Below are 13119 nucleotides of genomic sequence, written 5' to 3' on the forward strand. Positions count from 1 at the left end.
ACAACATTAACCCTATTTTGAGGAAAACATATTATGCAAGTTACTAACCCAAACACCACCAATTTACCTAGCGACTTTAACCATCGATTTGATGTTCCAAAGAGCAACGATAGTGCCGATGGAAAAAATGAAAAAAAAGAAAAGGAGCAGTCAAAAGATGTTAATTCGTCTATAGACATCGATAGTTACGAACACCAAATGAGTGCGTTTCAGGGCGAGAAGCTGAGTCACGCATTGGCTACGGCACGGCAAGAGACTGACGATTTTATTGTAAAGAGCATACAGGACAGGAATAAACACACGACAGATACCATAGCGGCGATCCTCAACGGTGTTCAAGATACAGGAAACAAGCTCAACAATGCAGGGACTCAAATCGCTAAGGGTATCAATTTCTAACTGAGAATGCCTAGGTAGTGTGATTCGCAGACATCCTTTCAACTGTACTGGATGTCTGCGAAGAGGGAAACTTAGCAAAGACTATAGTGGCGAAGATGTATGAGGATTGTGAAAATTCAGGCCTCGTATGTTGATGTATTTCTAGGCCAACGTTACTTACGTCGGGATTGGCACCCACTTTAGTGTTGAGTCGGGCGGACAAAGTGTTGAATGGCAATTAATCGAAGCGTCGCTGACGGATCTCAATTCGCTGCTTTTAGCAGGTGGATGCCAGCGTGTCAGTCACCCAGTTAAAAGCGTTCTCATCGAGTGCGCAGTTCGCCCGAAAGCGAGTGAAAGGGCGTAACTTCAGTTACGAATTTGGGCGATTACCCAAATCCGTGCAGCAAGCGCTCGATGATGCGGTGTGCCAGGTCCTAGACGCGTATCACGAAGACTGATCGCCTTTTGGGATCACCAATACCGGGCAGCGAGCCTGCTCGGTCACCTCTTGAGTCACTGAAAATGATAACGCGCGTTGGATGAAGGAAGCATGACTGTGCTTGACCATTACGAGCAACTGCGCATCTAGTGCCTCACCCCGGCGGATAATCGTTTTCGCCACTTGCATGGGCAGCACATCCGAAATGGCTTCGCTCATGACATCAAATCCGCGTTCACTCAGCTTTTGAAGATAGTGCTTGAGCTGCCCCATCTCCTGAACGGGCGTTTCTCTTACCCCCTCCCCTTCTACCCCTTCGACAACATTCACAGTCACCAATAGCAGTCGATGATTCTGGGGCTGAAGAAATTGATGCGCATAATCCACAGCCAGTGTGTCAGACGGACTGCCATCCATCAAAATCATTACCGGACGGCGAGGCGCTGCAACTGTCGCTCTTAGGGGCGGCAAAGGATGGCTGATTTGTGGCTTGGGTAGTTTAGCCCTGGAAATGATCGCACACGCAATCAAGGCAAAGACGGCCGCCAACGAGAAGCTGTAGGCCGAGCCATAGTGTTCGCCGATGTGTGTGATTAAGATCGGGGCAATGGCTCCCCCTAACCAGCGAACAAAGTTGTACGCGGCAGAGGCGATAGACGTGGAAGTTGGGTGGGTTTCGATGGCTAATTCTGTAAACAGCGTATTCACTACTCCAAACAATGCGCCAGACACGATGATGGCAATCACCAGCGGGGTTTTGTCAAAGTGGGCGGGCGCGGCAAAGTAACCCATAATGAGCATCAGAACCACGAGTACCCACTGACACCGGATGATAATCGAAACTGGGTGCAGTCGGCTTTGCCATCTTGGGGTAATGAGCGTTGAAGTGATGGCCAGTGCCAATCCCCATCCAAAAAAGACCGCCCCGATCTCCAGTACCCCTAACTGAAGAACAAACGGGGAATACGCGAGTATGGCGAAAAAGACGAAGTTGTAGAAAAACGCACTAAGGCTGATCAGACGAAGTTTGGGCTGCTTCAGTGCCTGAAAGGGCGCCGCTAAGGAGTGACGCTGTTGGCGCTGCACGGGCGTGGCCGGCACAAAATACGCGATGGAGACAAAACCTATCAACATCAGGAGGGCCGTCCCCCAGAAGGGATAGCGCCAAGAGCCCTGCCCCAGTAATGCACCGACCAACGGGCCGATGGCGATGCCCACCCCCAACGCGGCTTCATAAAGACGAACCGATTCTTTGCCTTTCTTTTGTGACAATGTCACTATTAAGGTCAACGCTGTTGCGACAAACAACGCATTACCTAAGCCCCATCCGCTTCGGTAGCCCACTAACTGACCTACGGTGTTTGAGTTGCCTGAGCCGAGTGCGAAGAGTGCCACGACGAAAGCCCCAAGCATGATGGTGTTTTTCAACCCAATGCGCGTGGCGGCGATATCGGTGATTAACATCATCACCGCAGTGATCAAAAAATAGCTCGTGAATAAGAGTGAGACTTCACTGGGCGTCGCATTCAGACCATCTGCGATGGCCACCAAAATGGGATCGACCAAACCGATCCCCATAAAACCTACCGTTGAGGCAAAGACAACCGCATTAATGGCGGCGCGAGATTGAGTCATGGCCATGATTGCTCTCCCAGGGAAAGTAAGACTTCAGAAAATGGAATAGACAAAAAAACAGACGGTCATTAGCAGCCAATAGAGGGCGATGAGGGCACTCGATATCCACCCCACTCGGCGTCGTTGCCAATGTAGCCAAGGGATGAGGAGACACCATATCGCGCCAAAAATGACAGCAACAAATCCAATGGCAACCAGAAACCCGTGGGGGAAAACGTACGAAAACACCATGGGAGGGATGAAGGCAATGAGCCCTGACTGGAGGAATGCTCGCCCACTCACGTTTATCTGATCAGACAATAAGTAATCGTAGAGGCCTTTGGATACCCCGTAGATGGGAGGAACTAAGAGAGCAACCAACCAAACGATTAAAAACGCTTTTGTTAACCCACTCATAGAGAAGACTTGATACAGCACATCGAAAGAACTGACGTCCAAGGCCAACTGACTGAGCACCGATTGTTGGTCAAACAAACTCAAAAATATGCCTAGCCATATGGCATAACCAATCACAATGAAGATGACGCCAAGACGTAGTGATGCGATTACCCCTTTCCGCTTTCTCCCTTGGTCATGCAGGACTCTCAGTGCGGGCATCATGGGTTGGAAACCAAAACAATTCGCAAAGAAGATGGGCAACAAAGGAAGAGCGACTCTCGGATCGTCCAGCATGCCCATCGCATCCTCTGCAAATAGGTTCTGGACGTGCAATTGCGGGAATAAGGTAACAATTAGGCTGACAAAAATGATCAGCAATAGCACGTTGCAGATTAGGACAACAGCCGACATGCATCGGATACCCAGAGCCATCATCACAAAACAGATGACGCCGATGATAATAGTAACCACGCCATGAGGAAGGTGGAATGGCAACAAAGACACAGTCAGCTCACTGATGACCGAGAAATACGCGTACAACAAGACAAACAGAGATAGGATGATGATGGCATCGACCCACTTTCGACCGTAGGCGCCGACTTCTTTTTCTAGGATTTGGCGCATTCCATCGGAAACCCTGTGATAGCTTGAAATTTCCAAGTACTTGACGCTGGCTGTATAACTTACGGCTAAGGTGACGAGTAAAATGATGATGACGCCGGAGGTCCAAGCGGTGACGCTCAAGACCGGTAAGATAATGAAGCCTAATCCAATGCATGAACCAAATACCACGGCGGCGCCAGAAACGGCTTTTTGAGTATTGGTACCGAGAGTGACACGATGAGAACGGCGCATCTTAGGTTCCTCTGCGTATTGTTAAGGGTATCGCCCAACGTCGGTGGTGGGTGACCTAGAGGACAATCATCGTGATTGATGTATGGGGAGCAATGCCAGTTATTGATATTTATTAAGCAACATTAGTGACGGGCATCGTACACACTTCTTCCCTGTATACTCCCATGAAATTTGTCAATGCTCAGGGTGAGCATGGCACGATGGAGTGCAGCCGATAAACGTTGGGCCAGTGTCCGTGTGGTACTCCGATGGGATTATGAGTTGTCAATGCTCAGGGTGAGCATGGCGCGATGGAGTGCAGCCGATGAGCGTTGGGTCAATGGGCGTTTGGCACTGCGCTGGGATTGTGAGTTGTCAATGCTCAGGGTGAGCATGGCGCGATGGAGTGCAGCGGATGAACGTTGGGCCAGTGTCCGTGTGGTACTCCGATGGGATTGTGAGTTGTCAATGCTCAGGGTGAGCATGGCACGATGGAGTGCAGCGGATGAACGTTGTGCGAGTGTGCGTTTGGCACTGCGCTGGGATTGTGAGTTGTCAATGCTCAGGGTGAGCATGGCACGATGGAGTGCAGCCGATGAACGTTGTGCGAGTGTGCGTTTGGCACTGCGCTGGGATTGTGAGTTGTCAATGCTCAGGGTGAGCATGGCACGATGGAGTGCAGCCGATGAACGTTGGGCCAGTGTCCGTGTGGTACTCCGATGGGATTGTGAGTTGTCAATGCTCAGGGTGAGCATGGCACGATGGAGTGCAGCCGATGAGCGTTGGGTCAATGGGCGTTTGGCACTGCGCTGGGATTGTGAGTTGTCAATGCTCAGGGTGAGCATGGCGCGATGGAGTGCAGCGGATGAACGTTGTGCGAGTGTCCGTGTGGTACTCCGATGGGATTGTGAGTTGTCAATGCTCAGGGTGAGCATGGCACGATGAAGTGAAGCCGATGAATGTTGTGCGAGTGTCCGTGTGGCACTGCGCTGGGATTGTGAGTTGTCAATGCTCAGGGTGAGCATGGCACGATGGAGTGCAGCCGATGAACGTTGTGCGAGTGTCCGTGTGGTATTCCGCTGGGATTGTGAGTTGTCAATGCTCAGGGTGAGCATGGCACGATGGAGTGCAGCCGATGAACGTTGGGCCAGTGTCCGTGTGGTACTCCGATGGGATTATGAGTTGTCAATGCTCAGGGTGAGCATTGAGCGATGATGAGGGTTTTAATGTCTAATAAATCATAATGAATCGTGCTGTATAAGAGGCTGGCGTACGATGCCTGAAAGGTTGTTTAATTCGTAACTCGGAGTGGTCATTGACTAGAGACGATGACACTCCACTACTGTTAGGAGTACTGTTATGTCAACGGAAAACAGCGCAATCCCCGCCTTTGCCTACAAAATTAAAACGGTTGAGCCCATTCGATTGTTGTCCAAGGAAGCGCGAAAGCAAGCTCTAATCGACTCAGGCTACAACCCTTTTGGTCTAAAAAGTCGAGAAGTGTACATCGATCTGCATACCGATTCAGGGACTGGAGCCTTGAGTCAAGATCAGTGGGCCGCTCTGATGGTGGGCGACGAAGCTTACTCTGGGAGTCGAAGTTTTGAAGCGCTCACTGAGTCGGTGAAACAGGTGTATGGTTATGAGCATTTTGTTCCGACCCACCAAGGGCGTGGATCAGAAAAAATACTTTTTCCTATCTTGGTAAAGCGGGTGAAAGAACGTCGTAGTGAGGCGAGCAAAGACGTTAAACCAGTCTTTATCTCCAATTTCCACTTTGATACTACGGCGGCACATGCAGAAATAGCAGGCGCTAAAACCATTAATAGCGTGGTGGATGAAGCGTTTGACACTGGTAAAAGCTACCCGTTCAAAGGGAACTTGAACCTAGAAAAGGCCAAACAACAGATCGAAGAGTATGGTGCTGAAAATGTTGCTGGTCTGGTCATGACGATCACTTGTAACAGCATGGGTGGACAACCCGTGTCAATGGCGAACTTGAGAGATACGTACGCATTGGCGAAAAAACACGGTATCCCTGTAGTCATCGACGCCGCGCGCTTTGCTGAAAATGCCTATTTTATTAAACAGCGGGAAGTCGGCTACCAAAGTGAAACCATCGCGGACATCGCATTGGAGATGTTCACTTATGGCGATGTGATCACGGTGTCCGCTAAAAAAGACCCTATGGTCAATATCGGGGGGCTGTTAGCTGTCAAGGACGACGACGATCTCTTCCGTCAAGTGCAAGTACTGTGTATTTTGAACGAAGGCTTTATCAGTTACGGGGGGTTATCAGGCCGAGATATCCAATGTTTGGCGGTGGGGCTAAAAGAGTCGGTGGATGAATATTACTTGCATGCCCGAGTGAGCCAAGTGGAAGCATTTGGTAAAGAACTGATTGAGGCTGGGATCCCTATCCAGACTCCAGTGGGTGGACACGCCATTTTCGTTGATGCCGCGCAACTTCTTCCTCACATTCCTAAGACGCAGTTCCCAGGCCATGCGCTTGCAAATGAGCTGTATTTAGAAGGTGGGGTACGAAGCGCGGAAATTGGTTCGTTTTTGATTGGACGTGATCCTGACACCGGAGAACAAAAAGAAAGTGGTGTTGAGCTGACACGATTGGCCATCCCTAGACGTGTCTATACCAATGATCAATTGTCCTATGTGGTCGATGTGCTACGTCGTATCAAAGCTCGAGCCTCACAAATAGGCGGTTATGAGTTTGACTATGAACCACCTGTGTTACGCCATTTCTTGGCTCGCCTCAAACCTGTCGACCAATAAGTCAACGTAGGTTTTACTGAGTAATGTCTAAGCTTCCCCCATCCTGATCGGATGGGGTTTTTTCATCGTCAGCCAAGCACAATTGGTAGCCAATGTTACGCTTGGTATGAATAAATGACCGCCCGAGTTCTGTCCGCATTTTCCTCCTTAACCGACAAACCAAAACCCGGACTGCATCATGGTTTACAAGTTGGTTGTGACGAATAGAAACTGCAATGTCGTCCAATGATGCATAGCGGTTTACGTTCAGCACCAAATAAGCCATAAAATCAAACTCAGACGCTGTCAGTGGTACGGTGACGGATTGGCAACGGAGAGTGTGGTCGTGAACATGCAAATGCAAGGGCCCATAAACCAGGCGACTCTCGGCCATCACACCGTGATGCCAGCGCTCCAAGATAAACGTCAAACGGGTTTTCAACTCGAGCGTGGTCACGGGCATCATGATCCAATCGAGCATGCCCGTAATCGGACAGGGGATCGACTCTTCTTCGGGCAAGCGATCGGTTATCCATAGTAAAGGTGACGGAAAGTAAGGAAGGTGAGGGGACTCCAATAAGTCGATCACCGCTTGGAGAGGACGCATGATCGCGATACAGTCATAGCCTCTCAACATCGGAATGGTAAAAGCGTAGCTGTTGGCATACGACACTTGGACTTCAAATGACTCAAGGTTAGTGAGGCGATGGATCACATCCTGACTATAATCGACAGACGTTTGCGTCAGCAACAAGATTTTCATGACGGCACTTTCCACATATTGACATCAAACCACCTTGTCATACGCAATGAGTTTCTCAACTTATTAGTAATTTTTAACTTGATTTTTGATGGTCTGTGCGCTGACTTCATTAACAGTTTTTAAATGTGACGACGTCACTTAAGCGTAATCCAAAAACGTACCTCAATGGCGACGGTCACGTTAATAATCATTAATATAACTTTGAGCGCTCGGGAAAGGGTCGACATGGCAGAAAACTAATTTAATGATAAATAAGTCATTTTTTTACATTTAAATAAAAAAGTGTATGTTTTTCAATTAATAACGCAAAGTGATTACTCTAATATATTGATTGAAATAATAAAATAATTTATTTCAAATAGAGATCACATCGGAGCAGGGAGAAGAAGGAGGCGACATGTCGGCCGTTGAATGCACGAAAATTTCATGCGCGTTTTGTCGAGAAATTCGTTTGATTGAACAGGTGCTAGGAATTCAAATTCGTTCGACCAATGGGAAAATGTCCGTGGTACAGGGTAATCGACACATAGGTTGCAGCCTGAATGCCGTTCGAGCCATGTGCTACTTTTGCAAGATGCAGGATTGCCTTGTTACCAAAGCGGAAATCGAGGACTACGTCTGGCAGGGCGGCATCGTAGGCATGAGCAGTTTGCCTGTCTTGATGCATGAAGTGCGGCGGCTGATCGCGGCCAGTCCCTACGAAATTGTGACCCTTCGTAATAAAGGCTTCGTTTTTCATAACGCAAGAAACAAGCGTTTGATTGACCGAAGACCAATTGTGATGCTGCAATCATCCGCCAGCTAAGCAATAAATTGATATAAAGATTTTTAATGCCGATATCGACGCGACTTGCCGTATTCTGGTGACTTCTGGATCAATCCTGTCGTCAGGACGTGCGGTGGCGGCTGTGTTTTCGTAGCGATCAACACCAGGCGTGCTGACTCCCCTGCAGCAGGGTTGATCCAGTTCTCACCATAGGATCGCGAGCGGCTTGAGCCTGGAGAGGTCATAAATGCCCCCTTACTTTATCCGACCCTTTGTTCTGTCCCCTCAACACAAGCGCGTGACCGTCGCTGAGCGGGTGTTCTTATACCGAGCCTGTCACGAACATGTGCTAAGCGAACTGTATGCCTCAAAAGGGAAAGTGGTGCAAATGAACCTTAATGCGCAGCAGCACCAACTCTTTGGGCCGCGAGGCTACGGTATTGTTGTGGAGCAAAGCCAACCCGCGCAGTGGTTCTCTTCTGTCGTGCTCCACAGCGATCGAGCGTTGAAGGTCGCCGAGTGGCTGACTCGAGATCTGCTGGTCGCTCAGGGTCGGCCCTTGGTGATCTGTGTATGTTCCGATGGGGATATCCCCGCTTTTCGCGCCCGTCTTCATCAGGTAACTTGGCCGAAAGACGCAGTATGCATACTGGGTCTACGCATTGACGGTACCCTTTGGGTGACCATTGAGGAACATCGTGAGGAGGAACGACCGCCTTGGCTGAGCGTCGATCACCGCTTGGCATCCGCCCCATTGTCCCACCGTGACACTCAATACATATCCACCATGCTCTACCAGATTGTCATGGAATGTTTTGTGATGGGGTTTCGCGCGGGGGAAACTACCCCCATGCCATGTCGCCACTATAGTATTCATCTGTCGGGGTTTCGTTCGGAACGACATTGGCCATGATCGGACAACCGCGTGCGCAAGAAAGTTGTTATAGTCAACAGATAACGCGTGCAGTAAAGTAAAGGGACGTTCCCGGATGGATACCAAGATGACTGCATTGCCCCTCAGTATTGCACAAGTTCATGCCTTCCTCGCCTTACAAGGCCACAGTGTGCGTGTCCACCATCCGCCTACCCGAGAACCCAATGCACACCTACACCGCTTCTGGCAAGCCGAACGAGGGGAGAGTACCTTAGTGATCAGTGCCGATGTGGTCCCCCCTTGCGCACAGCGTATCGCGCGTGCCCTCGGGCGAACGTTGGGTCACTGTATCCACCATCAAGACTCGGTACAAGCGTTTGATCCCGATCTGTCGATGACGCAGACTGCCTCCTCGGTGGTGGTATTGGATAGTCGACTGTTGACACAACGTTGGATAACCTTACCCGTAGTGCAGCTTGACGTCGTCCTTCAACTGAGCCCTTCAGCGTTAGAAACCCTAACGCAAGGGCGGTGGCTACCAATAGCCTAGAGCTCCGTCGTGTTCATGCGGCAGGCCGCAATAACGTCTGTTTCGTCATTGATTAACCTGCCGTTATGGACGTCAAACTCTTGGCGATTTGAAAGTCAAAAAAACAACCTCTGTCTGGACCGTTTGAGGTCGGATTCGCCCTCGCTATACGCATTTTTTTCACACTTGTTGAGCGATTACCAGCAAAGCCTAATTTTTTGTCTATGCTTTAGTTAAGCGACTGAGTTTGCTATGAAGTCGTGATGGGCATCACCAGAATCTTAGGAAGAATGACAAGCGAGAGAGTATGGCAAAGAGCAGTTTTCAGGTTCTCTACATCGATGATGATGAATTCATGCTGAAAGCCGCCAGTCGGTTGCTGAGGCGTTTGAAACCCGACTGGTCAATCACCTTGATCCAAGATCCGGCGACGTGGCGGGATCTGACTGACGCTCAGGCCATATCCCCTGATTTGGTGTTGAGCGATCTCATCATGCCTGAGCTAAAGGGAGACGAGCTTCTAGCGCAAGTCAGCCAACATTTTCCCAATAGCATCCGAGCCTTGATCACCGGCGACACCACGGTCGAGATCGAAGCGTTGACCAATAACTGGACCCATTTTATATTACCCAAACCGTTCTCCGAAAAAGACTTTGAGCAAATTCTCACGTGTGCTGAGAGGCTCAGGACTTTACCGTTCTCCACCCGCTGTCGACAAAAATTAGCCGGTATCGAGAACTTGCCAGTGCTGCCCAGCATCGTTCGACAGCTGGAACGGTGTATGGACGACGAACAATGTGGCAGTGCTGAGTTTGCCCATATCGTTGCCAATGAGCCTCCCTTGGTGGGTCAGGTGATCAAAGCCGCGAATTCCGTGTATTTGGGGTTCGAAAGCCGTACCAACTCGTTGAGTACCGCTGTGTCTCGATTGGGCATGAAGGTGGTCTGCGGCATTGCGATGACCATGATGAATCGCAACGCTTTTCGCCAACTTAGCGATGAAGAGCATGAGGCGATCGTGGCACACCATCAAACGCTTGCTAACCTTGCTGGGGCTCTTGCCCAGCAATTACATTGGTCTGTGGAAGAGCAAGACAACGTCTATTTAGTGTGTTTATTGTCTGCGATTGGGGAATTGATCCTCAAGGAGATGGGCCACACGCAATCGCTGGACAGCGACAATCCGCTTGATTTACAAGTGGGCTATCGAGACACCGACGTGATCAGTGCCTACGTGCTGATCTTGTGGGGCTACCATTTGCCCGTGGCGGAAGCGATTCTGACGCTCGGCCAGACGTCCGACGTCGCTGAACCTCATCAGTGGGAAATGGGTCAACTGGTGCACTTTTGCCACGACTATACGCAAGCGCAGCATGCCGGGACGTTGAACGAATGGCTGGACTCCCTGCCTGAGCCATTGGCCGTGTTGCCGGCCCTGTTGCTATCACCGGAAGAGTAGGAGGAGCCTATGTCATCCATTTCAATCACCATTGTTGATGATTCTAAAATGTCACGGAAAGCTGTGATGCGTGCCTTGCCGCCAGAGTTGCATGACAACGTCTATGAAGCCACCAATGGGGTAGAAGCCCTTGAAAAATTCCATGAGGGGAAAGCCGATGTCATGTTTTTGGATCTGACCATGCCCATCATGGACGGCTTTGAAGTTTTGTCTGAGCTAAAAAAACAGGCCGCACGGAACTTCGTGTTTGTGATCAGCGCCGATATTCAGCCTACGTCTCAGCAAAAAGTCATGGAGCTGGGCGCGGTGTCGTTTCTTAAAAAACCACTGGATGCGTCGATGTTGAAAGAACTGCTGCATGAGGTAGGCATAATATGAATCCGACCTTAAGTGCCGACCATGAAGACTCGCTCAAAGAGTTGCTCAACATTTCGATGGGACAGGCGGCCTGTAAACTGGCCACTTTGCTCAATCATCCAGTGACCTTGACTATTCCCAGCATTGACATCGCTTCGCCAGGTCAGTTGATGGAAATGTTCGGTGATGTCAAAGCCAATTACTACACTAGGCAACCGTTTTTCGGCCAAATGTCTGGCGAAGTCATTACCCAACTGACCAAGCAAGGGGGCCACACCATTGCCAGTGATTTGTTGGCACTGGACGATGACCAAGTGATCGATAGCCAAACGCTCCACGACAGTTTGCTCGAGGTGTCGAACATCCTGTCTGGCGCGAGCTTGAGAGGGCTGTGTGAGCAAATTGAGCTGGATACGCGGACTCAACCTCCGGTCATGTATTCCCCGGCGCGCCAACCCATTCCTAGCAATAAATGGCAACAAGCGATCATTTTGCATGTTTCTTTCTTGATCGAGTCTGCAAGTTTTGAAACCAAGACCATCATTTGTTTCGCCGAAGATGGGTTTAATGTCATCGTAAACCGATTGGACGAGTGGTTGTAGCAAGGGGGAGATATGAAAGCAAAACTGGCGCTCTCAGATTTACTCAACCAACTGTCGGTAGCGATGTGCATCGTTCGTAAAGACTACACCATCGTGATGGCCAACGCGTACTTCCAGTCACGGGCAGGCCTCGCCAAAGACGCGCTACTAGGGCAAAACGTCTTGTCGGTCTTCTCAGACGGCGCCGCGTTACTGAAACGCAAAATCGACACGGCGTTTGTCATTGAATCGCCAAGCTTTTCGTCTTGGGAACAAGCTCCCCACGTTCTGCCGTTCCAGTCTTCTCGCCAAGTATCTGGACAAGAAGAGGAAATGTTCCAAGATCTGGAGTTTATCCCTATCCATGGCCAAGACGGTGCTCTGGACCACGTGTGCATCTGTGTCTACGATCTCACGGCTCAAGCCTGTCAACAAACCGAACTCAAGAGCCTGTCTCGCCGCCTGCATCGTGAACAAAAAGAACTCAAAGACGCGTTAGCCCACCTTAAAAATGCCCAAAGCCAACTGCTGCAGTCGGAGAAAATGGCGTCGATTGGTCAATTGTCGGCGGGCATCGCCCATGAAATCAATAACCCTCTCGGCTTTATTACCTCCAACATTCAGACGTTGGACGACTACTTTCGCAAGATCTCTGACGTCGTGAGTACACTGGGGGAAGCGATCGACGGGTCGGGTGACGCGCCGCTGGTCGAGCAAAAACGGCAGTTGATGGAACAGTCTCAACTGACGTATGTGCTGGAAGACGTCACCGATCTGATCGCAGAGTCGCTGGAGGGCTCCTCCCGAGTGATGGCGATTGTGAAGAACCTGAAAGAATTCTCCCACGCCGACGACTCTGAATGGCTTTATAGTGATCTCAGACAAGGATTAGACTCCACTCTGCGCATCATCAACAACGAAATCAAATACACCGCCACCGTCGAGCGCGAATACGCTGACGACGTGCCAAGTGTCTACTGCCAACCTATGCAGCTTAATCAGGTGTTTCTCAATCTGTTGGTTAACGCCAGTCACGCCATTCAAGAAAATGGCGTGATCCGGGTGCGGGTGCAACCACTCGCGAACGACCAGGTGCAAATTCAGATCGAAGACAACGGCGCGGGTATCCCTAAAGAAAACCTGTCGGCGATCTTTGAGCCGTTTTTTACGACCAAACCCGTCGGCGATGGCACAGGGTTGGGGCTCTCTGTGTCGTATGGGATCGTCAATGCACACGGGGGAACCATCGAAGTGGATAGCGAAGTGGGTAAGGGGACCACCTTTACGCTGACTCTACCTGTGCACAAAACCACGGCGGACGCCGCCGATCCGATCAGTTAACGCAGTCGACAGG

At 50.2% G+C, this 13119-nt stretch carries 14 protein-coding genes and 1 pseudogene; 12 read left to right on the forward strand and 3 right to left on the reverse strand.

The window, feature by feature from the left end:
* Positions 1-33 precede the first annotated feature (33 nt).
* Together VIC_RS05710 and VIC_RS26125 are read left to right on the forward strand one after the other, a co-directional pair.
* On the forward strand, positions 34-399 hold the full coding sequence (locus VIC_RS05710) for a hypothetical protein (RefSeq protein ID WP_006958416.1): 366 nt from the start codon (positions 34-36) through the stop codon (positions 397-399).
* A gap of 281 nt (positions 400-680) precedes the next feature.
* Positions 681-839, forward strand: a pseudogene (locus VIC_RS26125) (ParB family protein); the annotation flags it as partial.
* Here the strand turns inward: VIC_RS26125 and VIC_RS05715 are convergent.
* Both VIC_RS05715 and VIC_RS05720 read right to left on the reverse strand, forming a co-directional pair.
* Positions 827-2461, reverse strand: a complete 1635-nt coding sequence (locus VIC_RS05715) for an MFS transporter (protein WP_006958420.1) — start codon at positions 2459-2461, stop codon at positions 827-829. The pseudogene VIC_RS26125 and the gene VIC_RS05715 overlap by 13 nt on opposite strands.
* Positions 2462-2488: 27 nt before the next feature.
* Positions 2489-3688 (reverse strand): aromatic amino acid transport family protein, encoded by a 1200-nt coding sequence (locus VIC_RS05720; protein ID WP_006958422.1) that lies wholly within the window; start codon positions 3686-3688, stop codon positions 2489-2491.
* 192 nt (positions 3689-3880) lie between these two features.
* Here VIC_RS05720 and VIC_RS05725 point away from each other — a divergent pair, with 192 nt between their 5' ends.
* The 3 genes from VIC_RS05725 (at position 3881) to VIC_RS05730 (ending at position 6457) form a co-directional block, all read left to right on the forward strand.
* Entirely contained in the window at positions 3881-4612 is a 732-nt protein-coding gene (locus tag VIC_RS05725; RefSeq protein WP_157622087.1) for a hypothetical protein, read from the forward strand.
* A gap of 78 nt (positions 4613-4690) precedes the next feature.
* Positions 4691-4882 carry a hypothetical protein gene (locus VIC_RS26665; RefSeq protein ID WP_157622089.1) on the forward strand — a complete coding sequence of 64 codons (192 nt, stop codon included), beginning with the start codon at positions 4691-4693 and terminating at the stop codon, positions 4880-4882.
* A gap of 144 nt (positions 4883-5026) precedes the next feature.
* The gene (locus VIC_RS05730) at positions 5027-6457 is read left to right on the forward strand and encodes a tryptophanase (RefSeq protein WP_006958426.1); all 1431 of its coding nucleotides are present in this window, start codon (positions 5027-5029) and stop codon (positions 6455-6457) included.
* Positions 6458-6470: 13 nt separating this feature from the next.
* Here VIC_RS05730 and VIC_RS05735 read toward each other — a convergent pair whose 3' ends face one another.
* Complete coding sequence (locus tag VIC_RS05735) at positions 6471-7199, reverse strand: winged helix-turn-helix domain-containing protein (RefSeq protein ID WP_006958428.1); 729 nt, start codon at positions 7197-7199, stop codon at positions 6471-6473.
* A 397-nt stretch (positions 7200-7596) separates the two neighbouring features.
* Between VIC_RS05735 and VIC_RS05740 the strand changes: the two genes are divergently transcribed.
* The 7 genes from VIC_RS05740 to VIC_RS05775 all read left to right on the forward strand — a co-directional run bounded on the left by VIC_RS05740 (position 7597) and on the right by VIC_RS05775 (position 13106).
* The gene (locus tag VIC_RS05740) at positions 7597-8004 is read left to right on the forward strand and encodes a winged helix-turn-helix domain-containing protein (protein ID WP_039951334.1); all 408 of its coding nucleotides are present in this window, start codon (positions 7597-7599) and stop codon (positions 8002-8004) included.
* 208 nt (positions 8005-8212) lie between these two features.
* The gene (locus VIC_RS05750) at positions 8213-8878 is read left to right on the forward strand and encodes a hypothetical protein (protein ID WP_006958432.1); all 666 of its coding nucleotides are present in this window, start codon (positions 8213-8215) and stop codon (positions 8876-8878) included.
* Between the two features lie 88 nt (positions 8879-8966).
* Positions 8967-9389 (forward strand): hypothetical protein, encoded by a 423-nt coding sequence (locus VIC_RS05755; RefSeq protein ID WP_039951337.1) that lies wholly within the window; start codon positions 8967-8969, stop codon positions 9387-9389.
* A gap of 286 nt (positions 9390-9675) precedes the next feature.
* Positions 9676-10827 (forward strand): HDOD domain-containing protein, encoded by a 1152-nt coding sequence (locus VIC_RS05760; protein ID WP_006958434.1) that lies wholly within the window; start codon positions 9676-9678, stop codon positions 10825-10827.
* Between the two features lie 9 nt (positions 10828-10836).
* Positions 10837-11205 carry a response regulator gene (locus tag VIC_RS05765; RefSeq protein ID WP_039951339.1) on the forward strand — a complete coding sequence of 123 codons (369 nt, stop codon included), beginning with the start codon at positions 10837-10839 and terminating at the stop codon, positions 11203-11205.
* Positions 11202-11786 (forward strand): chemotaxis protein CheC, encoded by a 585-nt coding sequence (locus VIC_RS05770; protein WP_039951344.1) that lies wholly within the window; start codon positions 11202-11204, stop codon positions 11784-11786. The genes VIC_RS05765 and VIC_RS05770 overlap by 4 nt, the downstream gene beginning before the upstream one ends.
* Positions 11787-11798: 12 nt before the next feature.
* On the forward strand, positions 11799-13106 hold the full coding sequence (locus tag VIC_RS05775) for a sensor histidine kinase (protein ID WP_006958437.1): 1308 nt from the start codon (positions 11799-11801) through the stop codon (positions 13104-13106).
* Positions 13107-13119: the final 13 nt, after the last annotated feature.

It is taken from the genome of Vibrio coralliilyticus ATCC BAA-450, assembly GCF_000176135.1.
In the GTDB taxonomy this organism is placed as follows: domain Bacteria; phylum Pseudomonadota; class Gammaproteobacteria; order Enterobacterales; family Vibrionaceae; genus Vibrio; species Vibrio coralliilyticus.

What these genes read in the sequence shown, in the direction of transcription:
- VIC_RS05765 (WP_039951339.1), top strand. Translation starts at nt 10,837, where the DNA reads ATGTCATCCATTTCAATCACCATTGTTGATGATTCTAAAATGTCACGG.
- VIC_RS05710 (WP_006958416.1), top strand. Translation starts at nt 34, where the DNA reads ATGCAAGTTACTAACCCAAACACCACCAATTTACCTAGCGACTTTAAC.
- VIC_RS26665 (WP_157622089.1), top strand. Translation starts at nt 4,691, where the DNA reads ATGGCACGATGGAGTGCAGCCGATGAACGTTGTGCGAGTGTCCGTGTG.
- VIC_RS05775 (WP_006958437.1), top strand. Translation starts at nt 11,799, where the DNA reads ATGAAAGCAAAACTGGCGCTCTCAGATTTACTCAACCAACTGTCGGTA.
- VIC_RS05735 (WP_006958428.1), bottom strand. Translation starts at nt 7,199, where the DNA reads ATGAAAATCTTGTTGCTGACGCAAACGTCTGTCGATTATAGTCAGGAT.
- VIC_RS05720 (WP_006958422.1), bottom strand. Translation starts at nt 3,688, where the DNA reads ATGCGCCGTTCTCATCGTGTCACTCTCGGTACCAATACTCAAAAAGCC.
- VIC_RS05750 (WP_006958432.1), top strand. Translation starts at nt 8,213, where the DNA reads ATGCCCCCTTACTTTATCCGACCCTTTGTTCTGTCCCCTCAACACAAG.
- VIC_RS05770 (WP_039951344.1), top strand. Translation starts at nt 11,202, where the DNA reads ATGAATCCGACCTTAAGTGCCGACCATGAAGACTCGCTCAAAGAGTTG.
- VIC_RS05755 (WP_039951337.1), top strand. Translation starts at nt 8,967, where the DNA reads ATGACTGCATTGCCCCTCAGTATTGCACAAGTTCATGCCTTCCTCGCC.
- VIC_RS05760 (WP_006958434.1), top strand. Translation starts at nt 9,676, where the DNA reads ATGGCAAAGAGCAGTTTTCAGGTTCTCTACATCGATGATGATGAATTC.
- VIC_RS05715 (WP_006958420.1), bottom strand. Translation starts at nt 2,461, where the DNA reads ATGGCCATGACTCAATCTCGCGCCGCCATTAATGCGGTTGTCTTTGCC.
- VIC_RS05730 (WP_006958426.1), top strand. Translation starts at nt 5,027, where the DNA reads ATGTCAACGGAAAACAGCGCAATCCCCGCCTTTGCCTACAAAATTAAA.
- VIC_RS05725 (WP_157622087.1), top strand. Translation starts at nt 3,881, where the DNA reads ATGGCACGATGGAGTGCAGCCGATAAACGTTGGGCCAGTGTCCGTGTG.
- VIC_RS05740 (WP_039951334.1), top strand. Translation starts at nt 7,597, where the DNA reads ATGTCGGCCGTTGAATGCACGAAAATTTCATGCGCGTTTTGTCGAGAA.